Below are 25,906 nucleotides of genomic sequence, written 5' to 3'. Positions count from 1 at the left end.
TACTCTTATCTGGGACTTCAAAATTAATAAACTTTGACTACTCAAGCACCTCAAGGATGTAATCTATGTCAATGCTCTTCTTAACTATCTTTGCAAACTGTTCGATTTCTTCTTCAATGCTCCATCTCCGCACTGTAATCGGTTCAAGACCCCTTTCTAAGCGAAGCATGTTCAAAAACTGCTCTGTAAATTCAAAGTTGTGGAAGATTCCATGAAGATAAGTGCCAAAAACTCTTCTACCAACAGCTCCTTCAGGCTCAAAAGCCTTAGTTTCATTTATCTCACGTATTATTGAAAATGGCTTTTCTGATACAGAGCGTCCCATTCTGATCTCATAGCCCTCAACCCTCATACCCTTAAACGGCTCCCAGAGAACTTCAGCCTTCAAATGGTTTGTTCTCTTGGTTTTAGCAAATACCGTTTTAGCTTTCAACAGTCCAATTCCCTTAACCTCACCGCGCTTTGATTCGATGCTGTCAATAATTTTCTCTCCGAGCATCTGAAAGCCGCCGCAAATCCCTACAACAAACGCTCCATCTTTGTGTGCCTGAACTATAGCATCTTCAATGCCGTTCTCTCTCATCCAGAACAAGTCTTCAACGGTATTCTTGCTTCCGGGTATTATGATTAAATCCCCTTTGATTTCCTCAGCCTTCGTTACATAATCAATACCATTTGCCCAATGAAGGGGTTCAAAATCTGTGAAGTTGCTTATATGAGGAAGCTTAATAATTTGGATGTGCAAATCGCCCTTAATCTTTGGAAAGCTAACGAGAGAATCTTCCTCTGGGATTTTGTGCTCCGTGTATGGTATTACACCCAAAACTTTCTTACCGTATTTCCTCTCAAGATATTCAAAGCCAGGCTTCAGAAGAGAGACATCTCCCCTAAACTTGTTGAAGACAAATCCCATCACTAGTTCCCGCTCTTCTTTGCTTAATAATTCCATTGTGCCAACTATTGAGGCAAAGCTCCCTCCTCTGTCAATATCTGTAACGAGGATTACTTTAGCATCTACATGCTTTGCAACACGCATGTTAGCTATATCATAGTCTTTGAGATTAATTTCCACAGGTGAGCCGGCACCTTCAATCACAACTATGTCATGCTTTTTTAAAAGCTCATCTAAAACCTGCATGGCTTTTCTAAAAAGCTCCTCCTTCTTAGAGAGCATATAATCTTTAGCGGAGACGCTTCCTATTGGCTTTCCCATAAATACAACTTGACTCCTCATATTCCCTTCAGGCTTGAGCAGAATTGGATTGAACTTTATTGAGGGTTTCTTTTTGCATGCTAAAGCCTGTAAATACTGCGCTCTGCTAATTTCTCCGCCTTCTATACTTGGAGCAGAGTTTAGGCTCATGTTTTGACTCTTGAATGGGACTACGTCATAGCCCATATTTGTGAAGATTCTGCACAAAGCTAATGCTAAGAGAGATTTTCCAGCTCCAGATGATGTTCCTTGAATCATGAGCGCCTTTCCCATTTTACTCACCTAGTTTGGGATAAAGCAAATTAGGAAGCTTACCTTTTCCTGTTGCCTTTATTCTATATGTGTTTGGCAGGATTTTTCTCACTTTCCTTATGCATTCATCAACCTCTTCATATACAGGATTCTGGACAAGGGGGTCAATTCTGAACCTGATGTCTGGGTTTAGTGATACGATAAACTTAGCTATTTTTAGGATTTCATCACATTCTACTAGATCTTTAACATAAACAGTTTCGGCAACTATTTTTCCGCTTTTTGCAAAGCGCTTAAAGTTCTCAAGAGCCTTATAGTTAGGAACTCCAGTTATTTTCTTGTGAAGCTCATCATCAAGGGCTTTTATGCTGAATGTTATTCCTTTTACCAAATCAACAAGCTCCTTATCCAAAAGCTCGCCATTAGTAACAAGCCACACGTCAATCCCTTCTTTTTTCAGGCGTTTTATCAACGGTTTGAGCTCTCTATCAATTGTAGGCTCTCCGCCTCCGAAAAAAGCTAACTTAACACCGTTTTCCTTTAAAATTCCCACAACTTCCTCAATGCTCAAAAATTTAATGTTCTTCTTGATCCACAGCTTATCAAGCTTTCTCTTTAAATCGTTTGGAAGACACAGATTCCATTTTTCAAACGCCCATACACAATAAGAACAGCGCCAATGGCAACCATAGAAAAGCACATATGCATCTCCGCTTTGAAATTGGACAATGTGGTAAACATTCGTCATAGCAATCACCAAAAGAAATAGTAAGAAGAGAAAGTTTAACCAGAAGCTGTAGCGCTGCATTTCAATGGTTGCGGTTCATAGTTGAAAACTTCAGGATGTATGAACTCCGCTAGCTCTTCTAAGCCCAGCACAATCCTAGGCCCTGGACGCGAAATTATGTTGTCATCGCTTATAACATAAACTCTGCCGTTCTTCACGGCATCTGTCTTTGCGAGCTCTGCCTCGCAGAGCTGTTCTGGTGAAATTCCAGCATGAGCTGAGAGTATTATGATTTCTGGATTTCTTGCCAACACCTGCTCAATGCTCACCTGTGCCCAGCCAGTTAAATCATTGAATAAATTCTCTCCACCAGCTAGTTTAATAAGATCCCCTTGGAATGTATCCTTTCCTGGAGTGTAGATTGGGTTCCACCAGCTTATGAAGAAAACCTTTGGCTTTGGCTTGTCCTTGACCATTGAAGTTATGTACTCAACTTTTGCCTTCATATCATTAACAACACTCTGTGCATATTCTTCCCTGTTGGTAACCTTACCCAAAAGCTCAATTTGTTTATAGATTTCATCAATGTTTCTTGGCGCAACGATTATTACTGGCGCAATCTGCTGGAGCTGGTCAAGATATTTAATGTGCATTGAAGTTCCGATAATCAAGTCTGGCTTAAGTGATGCGATAATCTCAACATTAGGATCGCTAAAGCCACCAATTTTCGTAATATTAGCTACTTGAGGTGGGAAGTCATCGTACTTTGTAACGCCAACAACCTTATCACCGGCACCTATATAGAACAGAGTTTCTGTTATACTTGGTGCAAGTGAGACAATTCTTTGGGGCTCTTTTTCAATTGTGACTGTTCTGTTCATGAAGTCAACAACAGTGAGTGGGTATTTTCCTCCAAAGGCATCAGGATGAATAGCCTTTGCGAGTTCCTCAAGGCCTTGGACTATTCTAGGTGAGGGTCTTACGAGAACGTTATCATTTTGAATGACCACAACTTTTCCTTCCTTGGCGGCTGTTGTCTTTGAAAGTTCGCTGTTGTATATGTCTTGAACTGTCATTCCACAATGAGGCGTGAGAATTATGACTTCTGGGTCTTTAGCCAAAACCTGTTCTACACTCACCTGAGCCCAACCTTCAACATCACTGAATATGTTTTCTCCACCAGCTAATTTAATCAAATCATCAATGAAAGTTCCCTTTCCAGCAGTCATCAGAGGATTATTCCAGACAACATAAAAGACCCTGACTTTTGACTTGTTCTTAACTGCATTTTGAATTTCCTCGACCTTCGACTTCATATCTGCAATGACTTTTTGTGCCTGTTCTTCCTTGTTGACAACCTTGCCGAGAAGCTCAATCGCTTTGTAGATGTCATCCATGTTCTTGGGGTCAATGATTATAACTGGGGCAATCTGCTCAAGTTGATCAAGGTACTTCATGTGCATAGATGTGGCAATGACTAAATCAGGCTTCAGAGATGCAATTATTTCGATATTTGGATTGCTAAATCCACCGATAACTGTTCTACCTTCTTGAACTCCAGGTGGAAAATCATCATATTGGGTAACACCTACAACTTTATCCAAAGCCCCGAGGAAGTATAGGGTTTCGGTTATACTTGGAGCTAAGGAAACAATTTTCTGGGGCTCTTTCTCAATGGTGACTTTTCTATCTGCAAAATCGGTAATAGTAATCGGATACTTTGGTTTTTCGGTGTCTGTTGGAACTTGTGTAGTTGAAGTTGGCTGGGCTGTTGCCGTCTCTTTAAGGGGTGAGGTTGTTTGAGTGGCTGTGCTTGTTGGATTTGTGCTTGGGGTTGAAGATGTCTGTTGATTTATACAGCCTGCTATTATTACTCCAAACATCAGCAATATCAACAGCAAAGCAGTTTTTTTCTTCATGATTCCCACCTTGGATTATTTGTCCAATCTTCAGCAAAAATATAGGCGAAGGGTATATAAGTTTGTTGGATAAAATTGCCAGAGGTGGTAACCATGATGCTGGTAGTTTTGGGAAATACTGAGATAAGCACAATTTCAGGAATAAGTGTTGCTGGAGCAACACCAGAACTGACAAAGCTGACTCCTCCGGCAGATGCCGAATATCTGTTTTATGAAAAGCCTAAAATCATTGATGTTATCCCCGTTACCCCAGAAGGTCACCCAACACCGGCTATAATCACAAAAGCCGCTAAAGAGTTGGCGGATTTTCCAATTGTAATTGTTAGGGGAGGTACATATCTAGCTCCATTAGTTCCTCATGTTCACATAAGTGATGCTGTTGGAAGAGACTTTAGAAAACAAAAAGCTCTTCCAGAGGCCAGGGAAATCATAGAAAAGGCCAAACTCTTTGGAGATCAACTAAACAAGCTCGGATTAAAAGAAATTGTAATTGGGGAATCAACACCTGGAGGAACTACAACGGCTCAAGCAGTTCTCTGGGCTTTGGGATATAGGGCAAGAACTTCATCAGCTTCGCCAAACAATCCACAAAACTTGAAGGAGAAGGTAATCATGGAGGGCTTCAAGAGAGCTGGCGTTGAGAAAGGAGATCTCAAAGATGATCCTTTAAGAGCATTGGAAGAGTTCGGCGATCCAATGATGGCAACGGTTATTGGGATTTCTCAAGGATTTAAGGGCAAAGTTGTCTTAGCTGGTGGAACTCAAATGCTTGCAGTAGTTGCTCTCCTCAAGGCAATGGGAGAAGATTTGAGCAGATTCATGATTGCTACGACGAAGTGGGTTGTAAATGATGAGAGTTCAACGTTCAAGGAGACAGCAAAAGACATCAGTATAATTTACTACTATGCCGAGCTTGATTTTTCAAAGAGCAGGTTTAAGGGTCTGCAAGATTATGAGAGGGGCTATGTGAAAGAAGGCGTGGGAGCAGGAGGAGCAGTTTGGCTGGCCGTTAAGAAAGGCTTTACTGTTGAAGATGTCGCAAAGAAGGTTGATGAGCTTTATGAAAGGCTAATGAAGATTGGGGGAAAAGCTTGAATTCGTTGTTTTTCTGTATTTTTACTTTCACTTTACATTTTTAGAGCAACAAAAAATAAAACAGACAAAATCATCCAAAAAGAACCTTTAGTTCCTTGATGAAAACTTTTCTGTTGACTATGATGTGGGCAATGATAAGGATGTTCATAATGAGGGCGACTTTTGTTCTAATTGCAAAGATTTGAGCCTTTGTCATTCCGAGGAACGTTCCGTTTTTTGTAGCCCATAGCATGCCTATAGCAGTAAACAGTGCTAAGAGGAACACAACAAACAGAATAAGTGAAAGCATCGCTTTTACTTTTATCTTTTTTCTCATCTTGGGATTCTTTGCGGCCTCATCAAACATCTTTTCCATTGGATCCATTTTAACACCCCCCAATACAATCATCCATTTTTCTCACTAATACTTAAAAGTATTCCGAAACTTTTGCATCGTCAAGCTCTTAAACGAAAAGGGGTATTAAAATCCATGCTCGGCAAACACTATATTCACCCCTTCAAAGAACCGATGCTTAGCTTAAGCAATGCCCCCCATAACGGTGGGTTATTCAAGGCTAACGGCTTCTTCTTTATGAAGGTTCACAAGAACTACAATGGGAATTATAAAGAGGATTGCCTCAATTTTGAAAAACAAAATGGGTTAGAGAATTTTGTAGGCTTTATGACAGCAGCAGATATTCCAAAAGTTCTCGCCCATGCAAAAAGCGGGAGAGTTGAGGCATATATAACGGCAGGAATAACAAATCCTGCGATAGCGGGTGATGATCCTCCGCCATGGAAGCCTGGAACTATAAACATTGCTCTCATAATACATGAGGGTCTAACCATTGGAGCATTGGCAAATGCTATAATGACTGCAACAGAAGCAAAAACTTACACCCTGCTGAAGCTTGGCTATAACGCAACGGGAACAACAAGCGATGGGATTGGAGTGTTTGCTTACGAGGGAAGCGAAGAGTGGGCTGGAACTGCAACTGAAATTGGAATGTCCATTGGAAAAGTTGTTAGAAAAGCATTGGAGGATAGCATAAAGAAATGGGAGAAAATCAAAGATTAAAACTTAAAAACTGCAGCAGGAATAGTCTACTGGGGATGAGGCCTTCCGACGCTGAGAGATGATGAATGGACGGCTGGCTGATTACTTAAGTCGGAACAAGTCTGATCGGGTTATTATTCCTACGGGCTTACCTTCTTTGTTCTGCACAATAACAGCCGGATGCTCTTCAAGGAGATACTTAACAACTTCAATGTCCTCCTCCTCGTTGACTATTGGGAAAGGCTCCTCCATGACTTCCATGGCCTTTCTCTCGTAGATGTCCTCATATTCTAAGCTTTTTCTCACGAGAACCTTATCAGTTATTGAACCTACGACCTTATTTCCTGCTATTACGGGAACTTGGGATATGTTGTGCTCGTTCATCAGCTTGATTACTTTCTCGACATTATCATAGGGTTTAACCGCAATAATCGGAGAAGACATAACGTCTTTAGCCCTCAGTCGGGCTTTCTTGCATTGAAGAAGGGCCTCAAGAATTCTATTGAAAGTTGAAAGTCGAGGATCAACTTTTCCAGCCTCGAGTTTAGCTATGTAAGCTTGAGTTACTCCAGCTTTTCTTGCAAGTTCTTCTTGAGTAATTCCCAATTCTTTTCTAATTCTCTTTATTTCTCGCGGATCAATTGGACGAGGAAGAATTACCATAATAACCACCAGTTATTAAAATTGACTTTGAGAATTATAAAAGTTTTGAATCTGTGGGCCGGCAACAGAGACACCCCGCTCATGGCTCACGGGGGCGGATGCACCGGCCCTGTAGGCTCGGCGTGAGCACACTCCGCTCATCGAGCCCGATACCTTGCGGAGGCGGGTTCAACCGAGCCCTTGCGAGGGTATTGTACCCTCGCTGTCGGCAGTAGTAATTAGGATGATGAAAATTTAACCTTTATGCTGTGCTTATCAATACTACACCGATTACTGCCATTACTAAACCTGTCAAAATCTTGCTGTTCGGAGGCTCTTTTAAAATAAGAATAGCCAATGTTGCTGAAATGATTGGATTTATGGCTGTAATTGGAGCTGCGATTGAAGAACCAACCAAACTAACTGCCTTTACAAATGAATATTGTCCAACGAACAAGCCTAAAAACGCCGCTCCAGTTAATGCTGCAAATTCTCTTTTTGTAATTGCCTTTATTTCACTTTCATACTTCTTTAAGAACACACTTATTCCTAAAGCAGCAAGCATCATTCTGAGTCCAGCCAGAGTAAAAGCAGAAATTTGAGAGGAGAGCCACTCCATTGTTATTATGGCAAAGCTCCACGACAGCGGCGCTAGGAGGGCAAACATAAACCCCTTCATGTTCATGCGCTCCTCAATTTCTCCCTGTCTTACAATTATAATTGCAAGAACTATCAAAAATGCTCCAAGAATAATTTGAACATCAATGCTCCTTCCCAGAAACAGGTAGGCCCACAAAATTGCCCAAAGAGGATAAGATGAAGTTATTGGCACTGTCCTTGAAACACCCATAATTTTCATAGCATTGAAAAAGAAGTAATCACCTATAACAAATCCAAACTGTGCAGAAATAAAAGCAATCAAGAACTGGAGAGGTGTCAGATTCAGTATCTCCTTCCAGTTTCCATCTATCGTAAAGAAAATTGCATAAACCACTGAGATAATATAGAGCCTTGATATATTCACGGTTACAGCGCTTTTATTTTTCATGCTAAGCTTTAGCAGTATCGATGAAAGCCCCCATCCAAATGCTGACAGCAGTGATAATGTTACTCCAAGCATCAGTGTGTTCATGTGATCTCGTCTTCCAATTAGCTTAAAAATTTAACGTTTCGATAGATATCATAAATGAGTTTATAAATCCTATAATCAACAGCATTTTAAGTGGGTGATGATCTCGGCAGAACTGAGCCATGCAATGATGACGATCTTGAGTGCTGAGTTTTTGCAAAAGTGTTAAAACTCAATCTAATGTTCAATATAGTGATTTAGGTTTGATGATTATGGATATGGTGAGAAAAATGAAAGTGCTTATACTTGGCGGGGGTGCAATTGGAAGAACCATCGCAGAGGCCTTGAAAGGAGAATTTGAGGTCACAATCATTGAAAAAGATGAGTTGCGAGCTAAATCATTAGCTGAAAGTGGTTTTCAAGTTGTTCATGGAGATTTTTCATATACCGCCACGCTCCTTAAGGCACATATAGACAAGGCAGATTTGGCAATCATTACGACAATGGATGTTCCAACAATAAAGCGAACCATTCAAGTCATACGCTCAAATAACAAGACAATCCCAATTCTTACTATTCTTCCAGATGACATTACCCCAGAAGATATTGCAAATCAAATGAAAGAGGAATTTGAAACTGAAGTTAAAATAGATTATGCTGTATCTCCAAGAAAAGCAATTTCCAAGGTCATTGTTGAGATAGTTGAAATGTTTGGCGAAAAGAAAAATGCAAACCTGCTTGCTAAGAAGCTTCAAGAACTCAAACAGAAAGGGGATGCGCTCTTGATTATTATGCACGACAACCCCGACCCGGATTCCATGGCAAGTGCAGCAGCACTAAAAGCTATAGCTCAAAACTTTGGATTAAAAGCTCATATAGTGTATGGTGGTGAAGTAACCCATCATGAAAATAAGGCTCTTCTAAACGTTCTTGGAGTGGACATGAGCAAAGTTTCAAGAGGTTCCTATGAGATCAAGAGGTATCCTTTCATTGCCCTCATAGATTGTCAGCCAAATGGCAATCTCACAATTCTTGAAGAGGACGATCTTAACAATATTCAAATTATCATTGACCACCACCAAATTCTTCAAAGCCTCAAAGAAAAACTACCCTCTGATGCATTTGTAGACATAAGACCAGAAGTCAACTCAACATCATCGATACTCGCTGAATACTTTAAGGCTCTAAATTTACCGTTAAATGAAACATTATCTACAGGCTTGTTCTATGGAATTTATGTCGACACAAAAAAGTTTTCAAAACTTAGTCATGTGGATTTAAAAGCCATTGAATTCTTAGCAGAGAAAGTCAACTACGAGCTGCTCGATAAAATTGAGCATCCAGACATCTCGACAGAGACTGCCGAAATTCTCGCCAGAGCAATTCTCAACAGAAAGATATACAAAAATGTTGTCATTTCAAATGTGGGTTTTATAACAAACAGAGATGCCATAGCAGAATCTGCTGATTTCCTTCTCAGGCTTGAGGGTATAACCACAGTTCTTGTGTTTGGGATAGTGGATGACAGAATAGAAATCTCTGCACGAACAAGGGATGTTAGAGTCAACATTGGAAAGGTTCTCAAAGAAGCTTTCGGTGAGATAGGAAGTGGAGGAGGACATGCCCAATCAGGGGGAGCCAGAATTAGCCTAGGAATATTCAAACTAGCAAAGGACAAAAGTTCCCTGCTTAGACTGGCTGAAGAAGCAATAACAGAAAAGTTCTTAGAAGCATTAGGAATAAAGGAGAGTTGAAAGACTACTCTTCTTTTGCCTTTACCAATATTATATCTCCAATTGCTGTGACCCTATCGTAGGGTATTCCAACCTTTTCCCCTGGTAGTCCAAGAGCTAAAACCTTTCCGTAGCCTCTGTCAATATCAATCAGAACTTCATCAACATAGCCAACGTAGTATCCTTTTGTGTTATATATCTGCTTCCCATAAAGTTTTGATAGTCTCATTACCATCTCAACCACCAAAGTAAATTCTCTTCTCTGTTTTTAAATCTTCTTCCTGAATGATTGAGATATCTCCATAAATGCCCTAAAGAGCCCCATGATCAAACTAACTCCAGCGCCTGCAACTCCAACTAGAACAACACTCATTATCGACCCTTCAATCTTATACATTTCAACATTTCTAAAGATTAAATTTGCAAGGATAAATCCTCCAAAATACGCGAAAGGGACAACTGTTATATCTAGTGTACTCTTTGACTCAACAATCCACATAACGAAGACTACTATAGCTAAAAATGCAAATGAATAAACCATTGTGAACGGAAAGTGCATCCATATTAAATAAAGCATTGCCGTTATTGAAAATCCCAGAATGAATGCATAACCGCTGGCATTAAGTTTAGCTTTGAAAATCCCTAATATGCAACCGAAAAGCATTCCACCAAGGTAAATAGGCATCAATTTTTCCATCGCTGTGTATGAGGGGTAAAGCAAAACAATTAAGAAAAAGCTTAAAGTCACACCCAATCCTCCAAAACCAAGTATGCTCATGATTCTTTCCTTCATCCTATCACCTTCAGCTTTATTCTTGACCCATCTTTCAAGTTAAGCTCCTTTCTTAGATAAACAGGAGCTATAATTTCAGCGATCTTTGGAGGATGTATTGTTCTAGAAGGTATCACTATAGCACCCTCAATTCCATTGATTTTGACTCTGTATGCTTTAACATCCCCAAAGGTTCTTCCATTTTTGACAAAACCTGGAATTAGGATTGGCTTAACGTTACATAGGGCATCAAAAATAGTCTTTGGAAATATTATCTTTACATTAAGCGTACCGGGGTAGGGTTCAAATCCGAGATACTCCTTAATTAGAGGAGTATACTGTTTCACATAGTATGCCCCCTCTCCAAGTCCAGAAACAACTTCACCAATTATTACTCCTTGGTACAAAACCTTTGAAAGTTCCTCATAAAGCTCCTCTAAATACTTTAGAGCTTTGTCAGTCAGCTCAATGGAAGTTTTCTTCCCTTCAACTGTACGTGCTATATACCCATCTTTTTCAAGCTCATCGAGCCATCTTAAAACAGTTTGGGGAGAAACCCCAAGTTCTTTTGCTAGCTCCCTAAGAGTGATTCTAGTTTTCTCACCAATTGCACCGTTTTTTGCAATTTGAAGAATTAATTTAAGTTTTTTCATTTTCAGCACCTTTTGAAAGTTTATCTGCAATTTTAAGTGGCTTCGGATAGCCGTTCTCATTCACCATCTCTACAATTTTTGCTGCAGAGTTCAAATCAATTAAATTTCCAACGCTTACATAAGCTTTTCCCACTTTTATTAGGGAACTCTCTGGATAACCTCTCAAAGGTTTCTTAGCAACTCCAATCGTTGGTTTTTTAAGCAACAAACCAATGTGGGAGGCTAAACCATAGCCTCTTGGATGAGCCTTACCGTGTCCCTCAACCAGAAGGACATCAAAGCTTTTTCCCTTAAGTGCTAACAAAACGGGTCTCGTTTCTCTCAAAAAGAAAAATGTTGGAACATATGGAAAATCAACGCTAGTATCAACGACTTTGGTTTTTAAAACCTCGCATGATGGAAAAGAGCATAAGACAAAAGCTACCCTTGCTTTGTCTTTTTTATATGAAACGTCAACAGCACCTATTGTTTTAATTTTTGAAATATCTAACGGTTTTTCAACTATCCCTTTGCTGAGCTTTCTTTGAAGTTCAGCAATCTTTTTGAAATTCACATTAGCCTTACTCATCTCTTCAAAGCCTCTTCGAGTTTTTTCTCCAAAGCTTTACTTATTTTAGCTCTCGTCAGGTCTTCAAGTGTCCTTTCCAAAATATAGCGAGCCTGATCCTGCTTCTGTCTTATGTTTACCAAACCTTTTGGATACTCTAGAGTCATGAGTTCTTCATAAATACTCTCCATGAAATGATAAACCTCTTCTGCCTTTGCAATGTCCCCATTCATAAGCAGAATCAAGAAATATCTTCTCAACTCACCAATAAAATCTCCAATACCTAGAGCATAATCTGCCTCTGGAATTCCGAGCTCTGTTGGTGAAGGAAATTCCTTACCTTTCAGATAGCTGTAAAAAAGTATCGCTTCCACAAACTCCTGGTGAGCATTTTGAACATAACCTGTGAAATATAAATCCTGGTGGTTTTTGAGCATCTCTCTAAGGTTTTTAACCAATTTCTGAGCCTTGTTAAGCCTCTCCTCAGCCAACTCGAAATCTCCTCTATGAAGAGCCTTTATTGCATCTCCACTGAGCCTAACAATGTCTCTCGTTATTTTTAAAGCCTCTTCTCTCAGCCCATCTTTCTCATCAAGGACCTCTCTGATTCTGGTTATTATCTGTGCAATTTTCATTGTCTTCACCAAAACTTGTTAGAAGGAAAAACTTAAAAAGTATGGGCTTGGCATATCCCACCGCCTTCATCGTCAGCCGTTATCGGCTTTCCTCGAGCGGCCCCGGAGGCCAAGCCCTGTCTGCCCGGCATCGTCCCTCGCGCTCATCGCTGCCCGGACGCTCCCGCGGTCGGGCCACCGGGCAGAGTCGGATGCTCATTAGTTTTATCTCTGCCTAGAATTTTAAGGATTTCTCTGTTTAATAACTTCTGGTTATATTCTTAGCACGAAGATATGCCGAAAAATATATAAGCAGACCTTCAGAGCTATGCATGAAAAACTTCACGGGTGATGCTCATGGTAGAAAAAAAGAGAAATATAATTGTGGAAGAGCTCGTTAGAACCCCAATAGAGATGCAGAAGGTTGAATTAGTTGAAAGAAAGGGGATTGGACATCCAGACAGCATAGCTGATGGTATAGCAGAAGCAGTCAGCAGAGCCCTTTCAAGGGAGTACATCAAAAGATATGGTATTATACTTCACCACAACACTGATCAAGTTGAAGTTGTGGGTGGTAGGGCTTATCCAAGGTTTGGTGGCGGTGAAGTCATAAAACCAATTTACATCTTGCTTTCAGGTAGAGCTGTCGAGTTCATTGATAGAGAGATGTTCCCAGTCCACGAGGTTGCCATAAAGGCTGCAAAAGAGTATCTAAGAAAAGCAGTCAGACACTTGAACGTTGAGGAGCATGTTGTTATTGACTCAAGAATTGGACAAGGAAGTGTTGATTTAGTGAGTGTTTTTAACAAAGCTAAAGAAACTCCAATCCCTTTGGCTAATGATACCTCATTTGGAGTTGGATATGCTCCCCTTAGTGAGACGGAGAAGATTGTCCTCGAGACTGAGAAGCTCTTAAACAGCCCGGAATTCAAAAAGAAGTGGCCAGCTGTTGGTGAAGACATCAAAGTTATGGGTCTTAGAAAAGGAGATGAGATAGACCTTACAATTGCCGCCGCTATTGTTGACAGCGAGGTTGCCAATCCAAAGGAGTATCTGGAAGTCAAGCAAGGAATTTATGACGCTGTCAAGGAGTTAGTTGAGCAGTACACAAACAGAAAGGTCAATATCTTCGTGAATACAGCTGATGACCCAGAAAAGGATATCTACTACATAACAGTCACCGGAACTTCAGCTGAAGCTGGTGATGATGGTTCAGTCGGTAGAGGAAATAGAGTTAACGGATTAATTACACCAAACAGACACATGAGTATGGAAGCCGCTGCCGGTAAGAATCCAGTTAGTCACGTTGGCAAGATTTACAACCTCCTCGCAATGCTGATTGCAAATGATATCGCCGAGCAGATTGAAGGAGTCCAAGAGGTTTATGTCAGAATTCTCAGCCAGATTGGAAAGCCAATTGATGAGCCTTTAGTAGCAAGCATTCAAGTAATTCCAAAGCCGGGCTACAAAGTTGAGAGCTTTGAAAAGGATGCCTATGAAATTGCGGACGAATGGTTAGCTAACATAACAAAGATACAAAAGATGATCCTCGAGGACAAGCTGAATGTCTTCTGAGCTCTTTTAGCTTTTATTTTAAAATTTTACAAAGAGTAAAGGATATTAAACTGCTGGATATCCATTTTGCTTGAGAATTCTCAAGAGCTTTGCCTCTTGAGCTAAAGCCATAAATTTTTCTCTCTTAACAACAGCCAGCTTTTTTGAAACCCCTGCTTTTCTTTGGTACATCATCCTAATGAGCTTAGCCTCTTCAAGCATGAGCAATTCTTTGTGCTTCTTTACAACTTCTAATTTCTTCTGAATTAGCTTTAAGTTCTCCATATGGGTCACCTAAGGACTTATTAGCACACACTTCTTTAAAAAATTTTCGTTTAATACCTAAGTTTACTTCGACAATCAACTTAAACAAACCATATCTTTAAAAAGCCAGAAAGTTAAATTAATTTCAGGTGAGAAAATGATAATTGCAGTGAGCGGAACCCCAGGAGTTGGAAAAACAACAGTTGCAAAACTTTTAGCCGAAAAACTCGGGTACAAGTATGTTGACCTTAAGAAATTTGCAATTGAGCATGGAGTAGGCGAGGTTAAAGGAGATGAGCTTGAAATTGAGATTGACGAGCTGGCATATTTCGTTGAAAAGGAGTTCAAAGGAAAGGATGTCATTCTTGATGGACATCTAAGTCATCTTATGCCCGCTGATCAAGTCATTATCCTTCGCCTGCACCCAAAAGTTATTGGTGAAAGATTAAAGGAAAGAGGCTACAGCAGGGAGAAGATAAGCGAGAACGTTGAGGCTGAATTAGTTGATGTTTGCTTAGTTGAGGCCATTGACGAGCATGAAAATGTCATTGAGGTTGATACCACAGGAAAAACACCAGATCAAGTTGTGGAAGAAATTCTGGGGCTTTTGAATAAGGGCATTAAAAAGAGAGTTGGAATTGTAGATTGGACTCAGGTTTATGATGAAGTCATCCCATACTTAAATTTAGGAGGTGAGTGAGATGGGACTTGGCCTATGGTTGAGAACTGGCATGTTAATGGCGTTCCTCACTGGATTGCTGATGGCATTGGGCTATGTGCTTGGCAATGAAACTGGATTAATCTTTGCATTTATATTTGCTTTAGTCATGAACTTCTTTAGCTACTGGTACAGTGATAAGATTGTCCTTACTTGGTATAGAGCGAGGATAGTTGATGAAATGGAAGCTCCAGAACTCTACCGCATAGTTGAGGGGCTTGCGAGGGAAGCTGGGATTCCAACTCCAAAGATAGCTATAGTGCCTACTGATGTTCCAAATGCATTTGCAACTGGCAGAGACCCAAAACACGCGGTTGTTGCAGTAACACAGGGATTACTCAGAATTCTTGATAAAGATGAGCTTGAAGGAGTATTAGCTCATGAAATAAGTCACATTAAAAACAGGGACATTCTTATTCAAACTCTTGCGGCAGTCTTGGCTGGAGCAATTATCATGATTGCCAGATGGGCTGGCTGGATGCTCTGGCTTGGAGGATTTGGAGGAAGGGATAGAGATAGAGATGCCGGAAGTTTTTTAGGTGCTGTACTCCTCATAATTCTTGCCCCAATAGCTGCAATGATGATTCAGATGGCAATAAGCAGGGCAAGAGAGTATCTGGCTGACGAAAGCGGAGCGAAGATAAGCGGTAAACCATGGGCATTAGCGAGAGCACTTGAGAAAATTGAATATTACGTCTCAAGAAGACCTCTCAGAGACGGCAACCCAGCAACAGCTCATATGTTCATCGTAAACCCATTCAGAGGAATAAGCTTTGCGGAACTGTTCTCAACACACCCACCAACGCAAAAGAGAATTGAAAGGCTCAGGAAGATAGCAATGGAGATGGGCATGTACTTCTAACAAACTTTGCTGTGCAAAGTTTGATCAAAAATATTCGCTGCTTTTAACTTCATTTTTTGTGCATCTCTTTTGGCTTCTGACTTCTGCAGTGCTTTCTTCTAGAGTCTTAGTGATAGAGCTTCACCCCTTCTTTAACAGCAAAACTAGTCTTTTCCTTGCTTTGCATTAATTACAGAATTCAATAATTGTTTAATTATGTAATTAAATCATCAACAAGCATTTAAACGCTCTCATGAAATTTATTTGGTGGTTGCTATGAAAGCAGTGAAAGCTACTCTTTTGTATGATGGATTAGGCAATGTCAAAAAGAATGTGTACATTGTTTTTGACAAAGAAATTAAAAAAATCACAAAAGAGAAGCCCAAAGATGCAGAAATAATTGCGGAAGGAGTTGTAACGCCGGCATTCATTGACGGACACTCACACATTGGAATGGAGCGCTATGGTGAACCATATCAAGAGGGAGAAGCGAATGAGCAGATGGATTCAGTTCTGCCTTTAGTTGACGCTTTGTATTCAATCTACATGGATGACAAAGCTTTCAAACACTCAATTGAATTTGGAGTTCTGTATTCTTCAGTTCTACCAGGAAGCGGAAATATTATCGGAGGAAGGGCTGTTCTAATTAAAAACTATGGAAGGGACATTGAAGATGCATTCATGAAGTATGTCGGCGTTAAAGCGGCTTTTGGATACAATCCAAGGTCAACTAAAGAGTGGAAAGGAACAAGACCAAGCACAAGGATGGGGGCAATTGGAATTCTCCTGAATTGGCTCATAAAGACACAAAAGACAATTGCTCTGCTTGAAAAAGGCAAGAAAGAGCCAGAGGAACTTGAGCCAACTGTTGAAGCACTGATTCCGGTCTTAAAAGGGGAAGAACCTCTGAGAGTTCACGTGCATAAAGAGGATGATATAGCAGCATTGCTCATGATAAAGCGCAAGTTTGGACTTAAGATAACCATCGAACATGCTGGTGATGTTCACAGTAAAGAGACATTTGAGAAGATAAAGAAAGAGGGAGTTCCATTGGTTTATGGTCCATTTGATGCTCTGCCATACAAAGTTGAGCTGAAGCATGAAGACTGGAAGAACGCAAAGTATCTCCTCGAAGTGAAGCCCCTCTTTGGGCTTATGAGCGACCATCCAGTTACTCTGCAGGCAAATCTTTACCTCCAGCTCAGGCACTTCATAAGGTTAGGGATGAGCAAAGAAGAAGCAATAAAGATTATCACCTACAACAATGCCAAGATTCTCGGAGTAGATGACATTTTAGGAAGCATCGAGAAGGGCAAATGGGCTTCACTGGTTGTCTGGAATGGAGACCCGTTCCACATGGAAAACTATCCGACGCACGTGTTTGCTGAGGGGGAGCTGATTCACGAATGGGAAGTTTGATGTTTTCTTCTTTTTTGTTTACATTTTGTGAACTTGAGAAAATGTTTTAGCACTTTTCTCCTCTTATAAATCATTTACGCCAAAGTTTAATTATGCTTAAGCTAAGCAAAGAAAGGCTCCACTTTGTAACGCTTTTCACATTGGGATGGTCAACATTTTTATATACTACCCTGGGTTAATCAGCACGCTTTACTTCTTCCCGCTGATTGAGGATTTAACTTCAAAAAGAGCTTCAAATGGGAATAAGAACGACTCCCTAAATTTTGCAATCTTCTCAATCTTAGAATGAATGACTTTGGGCATGAGAGCATATTTTGACACCTCAATTTTTCTGTTCACTAATGTATCAATTTAACCCGATGTATTTTGTCATTTTTACTTTAAAATTGGAAATATATTACATTTTGTCAAAAATAGTGGTTCATTTTTGGGTAATTTCTGGATAAAATTCAAATTTCTTTCGAAAAATGCTAAATTTTTCCACATAGCTGATCATTATGGGACATTCAAGTGTATTAAAGTACTATCTTTTGGAGGTGATACAATGAAATTTTACATCTGCAAAGAAAAGGAAGAGCCAAAAGAAGGGAGGATTGCAATTATCGGAGCAGGTCCAGCAGGACTTTCAGCTGCGGGCTACTTAGCTTGCAAAGGCTACCCGGTGGAAGTCTTTGACAAGATGCCAGAAGGAGGAGGTATGATTGCATTTGGGATTCCTGAATCAAGAATTCCAATAAAGACTGTGAGAGAAGGTGTTAAAGATTTGGAGAGACTTGGAGTAAAGTTCAACTTCAGAACTAAAGTCGTTTATGATAACTTGAGAGATCTTGGTGATGAGTTCGTTGAGAGAGTTGTTTATTTGGAGGAACTGCTGGAAGATTTTGACGCTATCTTGATAGCAACAGGGGCTTGGAGACCGAAGAAACTCAAAATTGAGGGCATTGAACTTGAGGGAGTATGGGACGCTCTAACATTACTCTACAAGATAAAACTTGCGAGAATAGGCTACATCCCTTGGAGTGCTGTTCCAGAGATGAGAGGTAAGGAGGTTGTGATAGTTGGAGCAGGCTATACAGCAGTTGATGTTGCCTTAGAGGCAAAAAGTCTAGGGGCTAAAAAGATGACAATGGTCTATCGCAGAGGGCTTGAGAACAGCTATGCAAAGGATGAGATAAAGAGGTTAATCAATGAAGGGGTTAATTTCATAGAGTTTGCTACCCCTGCAAGAATTCTCGGAGAAGATGAAGTTAAAGAGGTAGAATTTGTTAAAACTAAGCTAGTGAACGGAAAAGTAATTCCAACAGATGAGACCTTCAAGCTAAGCGCGGACATCTTTGTATACGCTATAGGACAGTTCCCAACACCCCCAATAAAAGCGCTGATATGTGCAAACGAGAAAATTTTAAGAGATGCCGGAATATTCTTGGCTGGGGATGTTCTTGCACCAAGAAACATTGGGGCAGCAATAAGAGAAGGTACTAGAGCTGCTAAAGAGATTGAAGAGTGGTTGATATCAAAGGAGGAAAGACCAAGAGTACTATCCATAAGGAGCTTTCTCTTATCCCAAAGATCTGAGATTTGGCAAAACTGCTGAATCTCTACTTCCTTTTTTATAGATTAATACCTTCCAAAATCTTCTCCTCGCCTAAAGGTAGGACTAAAGGCCTCGATAAATGCCTCCTTGCATCAGGGGGAACTTCGTAAATTTTCTTTTGCAACTTTCTCGGAACTTCAATTGGAATCAAAACTTTAGGCATTTTATAACCGCACTTTTTGCACTTCAAGTAATCTCCCTTGCTCTTCATCGTTCCGCCACATTTTGGACACTTGGGCTTTCTATACTCTATTCTCTTTGCTAACTTTACTGGATAAAACTTCTCCAAGTTGAGCGTTAGCTCACCTTCAAACTCCTTGACTCCCCCAGCCGCTATAATCTCGTCCCCTTCAATCAGCATTCTCACGTATCTCCTAAATCCTTTAGTTGGCTCGTATGCTGCAACCCTCAATTCTCCAGTCCCATCGCTCACCTTAATGAAAACATGCCTCCCTTTTTCCCAATAGCTCTTTACAACCTTGGCTCTAATCATCACGCTGTCATAATTTTTCAGATCTTTAATGCGCTTAAACCTCAAATGGTCGTCAGTGTTCTGATTTGTTTTGAAGACTTGATAGAATTCAATGGGCTCTTCAAAAACTAGACTCTCAAATGCCAACAAAACTTTATTCTCATCAATTCCTCTAATTCCAACTAAAACTGGATCTTTACCGTGAGGAGTTATCAAAACAGAGCGCTTTTCCCAATCAACGTTATCGTAGGTGAACGGGTAAAACTTTTTATCCATTTCAAAAACGCTCTCTCTATTTACTTTTCTTGGAGTTCCCCAAAGCTCTCTTTTTCTATATGCTAAAAGCTCATAGGTGAAGACATTTAAAGGATGCCCAATGGCAGCTAAAGCGCCAACAATTCCCCTCCCACACTTGAACTTGTGAATTTCAACATTAACATCTTTGGCGACTTTCTCTGCCTCTTCAATACTTACGTGCTCCCAAATAGCTTTGTATGTGAAGTTAGTGAGTTCTTCAGGAACTTCACCTTCTAAGAACACCACACCTGGATTCGTGTTCTCATGAGTTAAATCAGCCAATTTTTCAACCATCTCGAGAACAAGCCTCTTAATTTTTGGAGCATCTTCTTCATCAACTTCAAAGCTCATTGCAACTGCTCCATTTCCTCTTGTCTTATACGGAACGTTAGGGTTTAGCCTAATCAGTTTTGGCAAATCTAAAGGCTCCGCTAACCTTGAGATTTCCTTATAAAGCAGAGCCCCTAAATAAGTCGTGCACATGCCATTTGGTGAGTCAGTATCGTCAATTCCTATGTGGAGCATCATGTTTCTTCCTCTAAGAGCTTTATAGCCTCAACAAGGGGTTTAAAAGCTTTCTCAAGGTTTTCAAGTTTTACAGTTTCAAATAACTTTTTGTATTTTTTAAGACCATTAGTCCTTAGAAAAGTCTTAATTGCGCTTTTTTCTGGTGGTATTGACTCTTTGAATTCCAGCTCAATGAGTTTTGCAATGTGCTCTTCTATGGCTTTTTTATGTCCTAAAACTACAAGATACACTCTAAAAACATCAGATGTTATGATGTATGGGTTCGTTCTACTAAGTTCGTATTTCCCAAAAAGGCGGGCTAATTTGTATTCAAGATTCTCACGAGTGAAGTGCTCCTTATCAAGCAAAATCAGAAAGGTGGCATATCCAGACAGACGATACACTTCATCAATGGCATTTAGGGCACTTAACCCTGTTTTCTTTGCTAATGAGCTTTTTTGGAAAACTAAAGCCTTATCTTTCCCGTTGTACCTATTCGCTATAAACTTCAGAACTTTCCTTTCAGTTTCACCATCTCCAGTTATTACAAAAGCCAATACTTTATCATTGTGTGATGGGGATTCGACCACTTTCAACTGAGGTCACCTTTAGATTTTCAGAACATCAACGAGCATCCTCGGATCAACGTTTCCTTCAAGCAAGTCCTCAAGCTCATCCATGTTAAGCTCCTTATGATGCAGAATGTCCTCTTGGTCTTTTCTAAGGAGTATGAGCTGAGCATCAAAGTCGTCAAGCTCTTCATTTAGGTCTGCCAGGTAATAAAGCACGTCAATGCTGTGCGTCGCTATGACTACCTGCCAGTCTCCTTGTGCGAGCCACTTAAGGAGCATTTTGATCATGGATGGATGCAGAGATGTGTCAAAGTCGTCCCAGAGTATGAGCTTAGGCTTCAAAAGCTCAGCAACCATCATTATTCTAGCTGCTTTCTTGAGCCCATCACCTACGTCATCGATATGAATATATGTAGCATCTTCTCGTCTTAAATACCATCCATCTTTCTTAAGGACGATTTCAGTGAATTTTTCATCAAGTTCTTGACTCACTAACTGTGCTATTCGTGAATGTATGCCATATTTCATGAGTGAGTTTTCGTTTTTCGTTAAATATTCATCAATACTACGTATAAAATCTGTATCATATGGAAAATACAAGGAGATTGTACTGATTTTAGTCATAAGACGTTTACTTGACGATAATGGGATATCTGGATGTTGAGAGAGCATTATATTAATTTTTTTCTTTGTTTCGGATTGGTAATACAGCAAGTCTGTTTTTGAATCTAATGTGAGATATCTTCCATTCAACTTGACCTTACTACTTCCACTTTCGTTAATTGAAATCTCCCACTTCTTTCCCTCACTGCACCTCAAAATGATCGTTGCAGTTCCCGAGTACTTATAGATAAGGCTGCTAAGCCCATGACGTCTTATAGCTAGGTTGAACAAAACATAATGTTCTCGATTTGGCTTTTTACTTTTCTTGTTGGTTATTTCTTGTTTGCGCAAAGGGTGCATTCGTTCAGGATGTGGAAACAAAAACAAAGCCTCAAGCAAAGCTGATTTTCCAGAATTATTTTTCCCAATAAGGACATTAAACTTCCTAAGCAGTAAAGGTTCAGCAAGCTCCTTAATCCCTCTGAACTCCTTGATCTCTATAATCTCCTCAATTAGCATTCTGCTCACCATTTATCTGTTGTTTCCAATGTTCTTAACGTTTTCCCATTCATCCTTAAACAGCTCATAAAATAAAACATCCGCAAAGCCTTCCTCTGGAATGTGAACGTGCTTTCTTAGCCTCTCTACGCACTTAAATCCATTCTTTTCAAGAACTCTTTGCGAAGCGATGTTGCACTCATAAACTCTTGCATAAACTTTCCTTAGATTGAGCCATTTGAAGCAGTAATCCAAGACTAATTTTACGGCTTCTGTTGCATATCTCTTCCCCCAATATTCCTTGCTCAAAAAGTATCCTATCTCGGCATGTCCATTTTTGTGGTCAATCCTATGAACACCGATAATTCCAACGAGAGAACTACCTTTGTTCTCAACGATTGCAAAAACTCTATGCTTTTCATTTTCCCGTTTAACTCTTTCGTACCACTCCATTTCATCTTCAAAATAGAACACAGCATCTGGTGAGGACAGATATCTCCTCACATCTCTATCATTGTACCATAACCAAACCTTCGGTATGTCTTCTCTCAAGAGAACACCAAGAGAGACTCTCTTACCTTTCAGGATTATAGGCCGTTGCATGTTATACACATGTTATACACCTTAAATTTTTAAGTTCCTTTTTCCTATTTATAAATGATGATAGAAAAGGAAAGATTGATTAGGGTTGTTGAGAGCATCTTGCGAGGCACGGGATTTAGGACAGCGAGAATGGAATTTAAAGGTGCGTGCTTCGACTTAGTAGCGAGTAGGTTATTCTTGTTGCTCTTCATCAAAGTTTTACAGAACATTGACACGCTTACAAAGGAACAAGCTGAAGATTTAAAGCGCTTAGCCAAGTTCTTCCAAGCCTCACCGCTGATAGTTGGGCTCAAGACCAAAAACGATGAGCTTGAGGAGGGGGTAGTTTACGAGCGCTTTGGAATCTATGCATTAAACCCACAAACTCTCTACGATGTGATAGTTGAAAATGAACTGCCAGCAATTTTTGCCGAGAGAGGGGGCTTTTATGTCAAAATAAACGGTGAATATCTCAGATATCTAAGGGAAAAATATGGATACAGCATCGGCGAACTCGCTGAGCTGTTGGGAGTTTCAAGAAAAAGCCTGCAAAACTATGAAAGAGGAGAACAGGCTGTCAGCTTAGATGTTGCCCTCAGATTAGAAGAGATATTCAACGAGCCTCTGGCTAAGCCTATTGATATTCTGCACGCAAAAGTTGAGGCTAAGCTTGATGTAAAGCCAGAGAACAATCTTGAAAGGGAAATTTTTGAGCGATTGAAGGCCCTTGGAATGGGAGTCGTGAAAATCAAAAAAGCTCCATTTAATGCAATTTCAAAAGAAGAAGAGTTTAAGATTCTAACAGGGATAGACCAGAGGAAAACCAAGACAACTGTGAAAAGAGCCCAAATGGTCAACGAAGTTAGTAAGGTAATCCAGAGTGATGGGGTATTTATCTTGGAAAAAACCAAAACAGAGGTCGTCGGGGAGATTCCCCTGATACCTAAAAAAGCTCTCTCAGAAATTAAAGATGCTGATGAGCTAATTGAGATGATTGAAGAGTTGAAGAAAGAGATAAAGAAAAGAGTTTTCAGCTGAAAATTACTTTTTTCCAAACTTCCCTAACTTTATCTACGTATTTTGCCGGTGAAGCAATAAGCACAGCCCATCTTGGAGTTTGTCTTCTCTTCAATGCGTTTGCTAGGGGAGTCACTTTTGTAAGGGGTTGCAGTTCTCCAGTATGGAGCAATACATTAATCTCAGTGGCTTTTAGTCTTGGTTCACTCAGCATCAAATCGGCAATGGAGAATTCAAGAATTACTTCCCCTTCTTTAGCTCCAACAGCATCAGCCAGATTTCTCTCGATTTCTTGTCTTCTCTTGACGTTTCTATATGCACTTAGCAGTTCTTTTTTCTCCTCTGCAGAAAGCTCATCTGCACTTGCTAATACGGCTGCTTTGTATATGTCCCTGTACTTAATGCGCCTTACGATTTCACCAGGATAGCCCTCGAGATCCTCAAGCTCCACAAAAACTCTGCAGTCAGTCATTTTCCAGAAGTCCCAAAGATGACCTTCTTCAAGAGCAAACTCCAAAGCTCTTGTCAGCATTCCTTCGGCAATTTTAACTGTATGATGGAAGTAAACTCTCGAATACATCAAAGCTCTGGCAACCATCATTCCCTCCACTGCTTCAATTCCTTTTTCATCTACCACAAGCTGCCCATCATGAATTTTTAGGACTTTTAAAAGTCTCTCAATGTCGATTATTCCATGAGCAACACCAGTATAGTGAGCATCTCTCATGAGATAATCAATCTGGTCAACGTCCACATCTCCATGAAGCATTTGACCCAGATAGCGCTTCTCGTATTTGCCCAAAATCAAGTCAGCAACTTCTTTTGGTGAATAGCCATAACTCTCAATTATCTCTGGAATGAACTTTCTGTTGTCTATGTCTCCATCAATGATATCTATTTTTCCGAGGATTATGTTCTGACCGAGGCGCATGTGGTCATATTCTTTAACATAGTGCTTGTAAATCTGCTCAAATGTGTGAGAGAACGGGCCGTGTCCTATGTCGTGAAGCAAAGCTCCCATTTCGAGTAAAGTTTTCTCGTCCTCGCTAAGCTCAACCTCTTGAGCTAGCCTGCTCGCTATATTATAAGCTCCAAGGGAATGCTCAAAACGTGAGTGATTTGCTCCTGGATACACAAGATAGGCCAATCCAAGCTGTCTTATGCTTCTAAGTCTCTGAAACTCTGGAGTCTTCACTAAATCCAGAATGACTCCTTTAATTTTCATGCTCCCATGAATAGGGTCATGGATTATCTTTCCGTCCATTTATCTCACCTGAAAGAATGTCAGAAAGAGCTTTTAAATAGATTTTGGCAATTTGACAATTTATCTTGCTCTAATATTGTCTTCATAAGAAATTAGGGATCAAAGGAAAGAAAAAAGTCAAATATCCTTTCCAACTATGAAAATTCTCTTAGTTTTTCCAGGTTTTTGTGGAAGTCCTTCCCTAACTTTTTCAGCCGGCACGGCTTCAATTATAAGCTCTGCTTGTTTTGACTCCTCAACTTCATACCTCACTGGATTGTTACCCTCGTATATCAGGCTTCTGATTTCATCCTCAATTCCAGCGGGCTTTTCTCCTACGTATCCAACTCTTATGATGGCTTTTGGCTTTGGATTGCTGGGTGAGAGTGGATAATAAAGGATCACGAAGTCAACTAGGAATGGATATCTGTGGACAATACTTATAACCTGATCGAGATACAGTGTTGCTCCAGCCAAGCTTATTGCATCATTTATTCTGATTATGCTCTTTATTTGTCCATTTTCGACTCTTGCTAAGTCTCCGGCATCATAGTTAAACAAAGGAAGCCCGGTAAGTTCTCCTTTCCTCATGACCTTTGTTACATACAATTTGTGGTATTCTTTGTATTCATCGTCCTCATTGCTCTTCAGAACTATGATCGACTCTGGGAAGGAGAAGTTCGTTGTTTTCTTTCTCGTAACGATCCTGTATCCTACAGCACCCTCCTCGGACATTCCAAGTGCGTCTATTATCATGGCATTTGGAAAGTTCTCCAGTGTTGCTTTTGCTAGTTCTTCAGTTAGAGTTTCGCCACCCACAAGGATTACTCTCACGTCCTCCCTTATATCCTCCGGAAGCTTCAGTCCAAGCAGAAATGCCGTTGTCGTCAGGCAGAAAAGATGAGTTGGTCTGATTGCCCTTAGCTCATTTAAGAGTATATCGGGCATCCTTAAAAACTGAATTGGAACTTGAAAGTATGCTACATTGAGCTTGAGCTCCTCAACTGCCCCGTATCCCATAATGCCCGAGGCAGATGGCAAAGGCGGGAAGAATGAGGCTATTCTGTCCCCTTTCTCGAAGTATTCAAGCCATGGGATGAACTGTCTTGCAACCCTTCTCTTGTCATCGAGGGTATACGGAATTCTCTTTGGTTGACCAGTTGTACCACTTGTTCTGACAACGGTGTAGAAAATGTCATAGTTTTTGATGTAAGCTGGCCACACCTTCTCAGTATCGTAGAGATTCTTGGGGGTTATATACAGAGAGTTCAAATTTGAAACAAGAGTTTCCGGAGTCATGCTTTCAATGTCTATTCCAGAAAACCTTTCTTTCCAGTATTCGGTAGTCTCTGCAGCTTTTTTTGCAGTATATCTGAGGTCTTCGAAATGTTCCGGGGCAGCTTTACCAACCACGAACTTGGCCATAAAAACCACCCTAGATAGTATTGCTAAA

27 protein-coding genes are annotated in these 25,906 nt (G+C 40.3%); 9 read left to right on the top strand and 18 right to left on the bottom strand.

Going from position 1 to position 25,906, the window contains the following annotated elements; translation table 11 throughout:
• Nucleotides 1-37: 37 nt before the first annotated feature.
• The 3 genes from TES1_RS05090 to TES1_RS05080 are packed head-to-tail and all read right to left on the bottom strand — an operon-like array spanning nucleotide 38 to nucleotide 4,111.
• Nucleotides 38-1,486 carry a cobyric acid synthase gene (locus tag TES1_RS05090; RefSeq protein ID WP_042680810.1) on the bottom strand — a complete coding sequence of 483 codons (1,449 nt, stop codon included), beginning with the start codon at nucleotides 1,484-1,486 and terminating at the stop codon, nucleotides 38-40.
• 1 nt (nucleotide 1,487) lies between these two features.
• Nucleotides 1,488-2,213, bottom strand: coding sequence for a radical SAM protein (locus tag TES1_RS05085; RefSeq protein ID WP_042680809.1), 726 nt, complete (start codon nucleotides 2,211-2,213; stop codon nucleotides 1,488-1,490).
• 35 nt (nucleotides 2,214-2,248) lie between these two features.
• Complete coding sequence (locus TES1_RS05080) at nucleotides 2,249-4,111, bottom strand: ABC transporter substrate-binding protein (protein WP_042680808.1); 1,863 nt, start codon at nucleotides 4,109-4,111, stop codon at nucleotides 2,249-2,251.
• A gap of 93 nt (nucleotides 4,112-4,204) precedes the next feature.
• On the opposite strand from TES1_RS05080, the gene cobT reads away from it, so the two are divergent.
• Entirely contained in the window at nucleotides 4,205-5,206 is a 1,002-nt protein-coding gene (gene cobT, locus TES1_RS05075) for a nicotinate mononucleotide-dependent phosphoribosyltransferase CobT (protein WP_084340022.1), read from the top strand.
• Between the two features lie 70 nt (nucleotides 5,207-5,276).
• Here cobT and TES1_RS05070 read toward each other — a convergent pair whose 3' ends face one another.
• Nucleotides 5,277-5,570, bottom strand: a complete 294-nt coding sequence (locus TES1_RS05070; RefSeq protein ID WP_042680806.1) for a hypothetical protein — start codon at nucleotides 5,568-5,570, stop codon at nucleotides 5,277-5,279.
• A 105-nt stretch (nucleotides 5,571-5,675) separates the two neighbouring features.
• On the opposite strand from TES1_RS05070, the gene TES1_RS05065 reads away from it, so the two are divergent.
• On the top strand, nucleotides 5,676-6,263 hold the full coding sequence (locus TES1_RS05065) for an adenosylcobinamide amidohydrolase (RefSeq protein ID WP_042680804.1): 588 nt from the start codon (nucleotides 5,676-5,678) through the stop codon (nucleotides 6,261-6,263).
• Between the two features lie 81 nt (nucleotides 6,264-6,344).
• Here the strand turns inward: TES1_RS05065 and TES1_RS05060 are convergent, their stop codons facing one another.
• Both TES1_RS05060 and TES1_RS05055 read right to left on the bottom strand, forming a co-directional pair.
• Nucleotides 6,345-6,905: a CBS domain-containing protein gene (locus TES1_RS05060; RefSeq protein ID WP_042680802.1), complete on the bottom strand. Its 561-nt coding sequence runs from the start codon at nucleotides 6,903-6,905 to the stop codon at nucleotides 6,345-6,347.
• Between the two features lie 241 nt (nucleotides 6,906-7,146).
• Nucleotides 7,147-8,016, bottom strand: coding sequence for a DMT family transporter (locus tag TES1_RS05055; RefSeq protein ID WP_042680801.1), 870 nt, complete (start codon nucleotides 8,014-8,016; stop codon nucleotides 7,147-7,149).
• A gap of 209 nt (nucleotides 8,017-8,225) precedes the next feature.
• Between TES1_RS05055 and TES1_RS05050 the strand changes: the two genes are divergently transcribed.
• Nucleotides 8,226-9,707: a DHH family phosphoesterase gene (locus tag TES1_RS05050; RefSeq protein WP_265100808.1), complete on the top strand. Its 1,482-nt coding sequence runs from the start codon at nucleotides 8,226-8,228 to the stop codon at nucleotides 9,705-9,707.
• Between the two features lie 4 nt (nucleotides 9,708-9,711).
• Here TES1_RS05050 and TES1_RS05045 read toward each other — a convergent pair whose 3' ends face one another.
• Genes TES1_RS05045 through TES1_RS05025 form a run of 5 tightly spaced genes read right to left on the bottom strand, consistent with a single transcriptional unit; the run spans nucleotide 9,712 to nucleotide 12,293 of the window.
• Complete coding sequence (locus TES1_RS05045) at nucleotides 9,712-9,921, bottom strand: PRC-barrel domain-containing protein (protein ID WP_042680796.1); 210 nt, start codon at nucleotides 9,919-9,921, stop codon at nucleotides 9,712-9,714.
• A gap of 33 nt (nucleotides 9,922-9,954) precedes the next feature.
• Entirely contained in the window at nucleotides 9,955-10,479 is a 525-nt protein-coding gene (locus tag TES1_RS05040) for a hypothetical protein (RefSeq protein WP_042680794.1), read from the bottom strand.
• Nucleotides 10,476-11,111, bottom strand: a complete 636-nt coding sequence (locus TES1_RS05035; protein WP_084340021.1) for a DUF120 domain-containing protein — start codon at nucleotides 11,109-11,111, stop codon at nucleotides 10,476-10,478. Before TES1_RS05035 ends, TES1_RS05040 begins: the two co-directional genes overlap by 4 nt.
• On the bottom strand, nucleotides 11,098-11,679 hold the full coding sequence (locus TES1_RS05030) for an endonuclease V (protein ID WP_042680792.1): 582 nt from the start codon (nucleotides 11,677-11,679) through the stop codon (nucleotides 11,098-11,100). The genes TES1_RS05035 and TES1_RS05030 overlap by 14 nt, the downstream gene beginning before the upstream one ends.
• Entirely contained in the window at nucleotides 11,676-12,293 is a 618-nt protein-coding gene (locus TES1_RS05025; protein ID WP_042680789.1) for a translin family protein, read from the bottom strand. Before TES1_RS05025 ends, TES1_RS05030 begins: the two co-directional genes overlap by 4 nt.
• A gap of 336 nt (nucleotides 12,294-12,629) precedes the next feature.
• On the opposite strand from TES1_RS05025, the gene TES1_RS05020 reads away from it, so the two are divergent.
• Nucleotides 12,630-13,847 carry a methionine adenosyltransferase gene (locus TES1_RS05020; protein WP_042680787.1) on the top strand — a complete coding sequence of 406 codons (1,218 nt, stop codon included), beginning with the start codon at nucleotides 12,630-12,632 and terminating at the stop codon, nucleotides 13,845-13,847.
• A gap of 45 nt (nucleotides 13,848-13,892) precedes the next feature.
• Here the strand turns inward: TES1_RS05020 and TES1_RS05015 are convergent, their stop codons facing one another.
• Nucleotides 13,893-14,111, bottom strand: a complete 219-nt coding sequence (locus tag TES1_RS05015) for a hypothetical protein (RefSeq protein WP_042680785.1) — start codon at nucleotides 14,109-14,111, stop codon at nucleotides 13,893-13,895.
• A gap of 136 nt (nucleotides 14,112-14,247) precedes the next feature.
• Here TES1_RS05015 and TES1_RS05010 point away from each other — a divergent pair, with 136 nt between their 5' ends.
• From TES1_RS05010 to TES1_RS04995, 4 genes are all read left to right on the top strand, one after another.
• Nucleotides 14,248-14,790 carry an adenylate kinase family protein gene (locus TES1_RS05010; RefSeq protein WP_042680783.1) on the top strand — a complete coding sequence of 181 codons (543 nt, stop codon included), beginning with the start codon at nucleotides 14,248-14,250 and terminating at the stop codon, nucleotides 14,788-14,790.
• Nucleotide 14,791: 1 nt separating this feature from the next.
• A complete protein-coding gene (gene htpX / locus TES1_RS05005) occupies nucleotides 14,792-15,670 on the top strand; it encodes a zinc metalloprotease HtpX (RefSeq protein WP_042680781.1) in 879 nt (292 codons plus the stop codon).
• Nucleotides 15,671-15,925: 255 nt separating this feature from the next.
• Nucleotides 15,926-17,068 (top strand): amidohydrolase, encoded by a 1,143-nt coding sequence (locus TES1_RS05000; protein ID WP_042680779.1) that lies wholly within the window; start codon nucleotides 15,926-15,928, stop codon nucleotides 17,066-17,068.
• Nucleotides 17,069-17,612: 544 nt separating this feature from the next.
• The gene (locus TES1_RS04995) at nucleotides 17,613-18,662 is read left to right on the top strand and encodes an FAD-dependent oxidoreductase (protein ID WP_042680777.1); all 1,050 of its coding nucleotides are present in this window, start codon (nucleotides 17,613-17,615) and stop codon (nucleotides 18,660-18,662) included.
• A gap of 16 nt (nucleotides 18,663-18,678) precedes the next feature.
• Here TES1_RS04995 and tiaS read toward each other — a convergent pair whose 3' ends face one another.
• The 4 genes from tiaS to TES1_RS04975 are packed head-to-tail and all read right to left on the bottom strand — an operon-like array spanning nucleotide 18,679 to nucleotide 22,214.
• Nucleotides 18,679-19,959: a tRNA(Ile2) 2-agmatinylcytidine synthetase TiaS gene (gene tiaS, locus TES1_RS04990; protein WP_042680775.1), complete on the bottom strand. Its 1,281-nt coding sequence runs from the start codon at nucleotides 19,957-19,959 to the stop codon at nucleotides 18,679-18,681.
• A complete protein-coding gene (locus TES1_RS04985) occupies nucleotides 19,956-20,534 on the bottom strand; it encodes a hypothetical protein (protein WP_042680773.1) in 579 nt (192 codons plus the stop codon). The genes tiaS and TES1_RS04985 overlap by 4 nt, the downstream gene beginning before the upstream one ends.
• A 12-nt stretch (nucleotides 20,535-20,546) precedes the next feature.
• Nucleotides 20,547-21,632: an AAA family ATPase gene (locus TES1_RS04980; protein ID WP_042680771.1), complete on the bottom strand. Its 1,086-nt coding sequence runs from the start codon at nucleotides 21,630-21,632 to the stop codon at nucleotides 20,547-20,549.
• Between the two features lie 12 nt (nucleotides 21,633-21,644).
• Nucleotides 21,645-22,214, bottom strand: a complete 570-nt coding sequence (locus TES1_RS04975) for a GNAT family N-acetyltransferase (RefSeq protein WP_042680769.1) — start codon at nucleotides 22,212-22,214, stop codon at nucleotides 21,645-21,647.
• Nucleotides 22,215-22,271: 57 nt separating this feature from the next.
• Between TES1_RS04975 and TES1_RS04970 the strand changes: the two genes are divergently transcribed.
• Entirely contained in the window at nucleotides 22,272-23,231 is a 960-nt protein-coding gene (locus TES1_RS04970; protein ID WP_042680767.1) for a transcriptional regulator, read from the top strand.
• On the opposite strand, the gene TES1_RS04965 is transcribed toward TES1_RS04970, so the two are convergent.
• Together TES1_RS04965 and TES1_RS04960 are read right to left on the bottom strand one after the other, a co-directional pair.
• Nucleotides 23,224-24,474 (bottom strand): HD domain-containing protein, encoded by a 1,251-nt coding sequence (locus TES1_RS04965; RefSeq protein ID WP_042680766.1) that lies wholly within the window; start codon nucleotides 24,472-24,474, stop codon nucleotides 23,224-23,226. The genes TES1_RS04970 and TES1_RS04965 overlap by 8 nt on opposite strands.
• Nucleotides 24,475-24,591: 117 nt before the next feature.
• The gene (locus TES1_RS04960) at nucleotides 24,592-25,878 is read right to left on the bottom strand and encodes an AMP-binding protein (RefSeq protein WP_042680764.1); all 1,287 of its coding nucleotides are present in this window, start codon (nucleotides 25,876-25,878) and stop codon (nucleotides 24,592-24,594) included.
• Nucleotides 25,879-25,906 lie beyond the last annotated feature (28 nt).

This window comes from Thermococcus paralvinellae (genome assembly GCF_000517445.1).
Lineage (GTDB): Archaea > Methanobacteriota_B > Thermococci > Thermococcales > Thermococcaceae > Thermococcus_B > Thermococcus_B paralvinellae.
The sequence above is the reverse complement of the archived record's forward strand: the minus strand, read 5'-3'. Positions and strand labels throughout refer to the sequence as shown.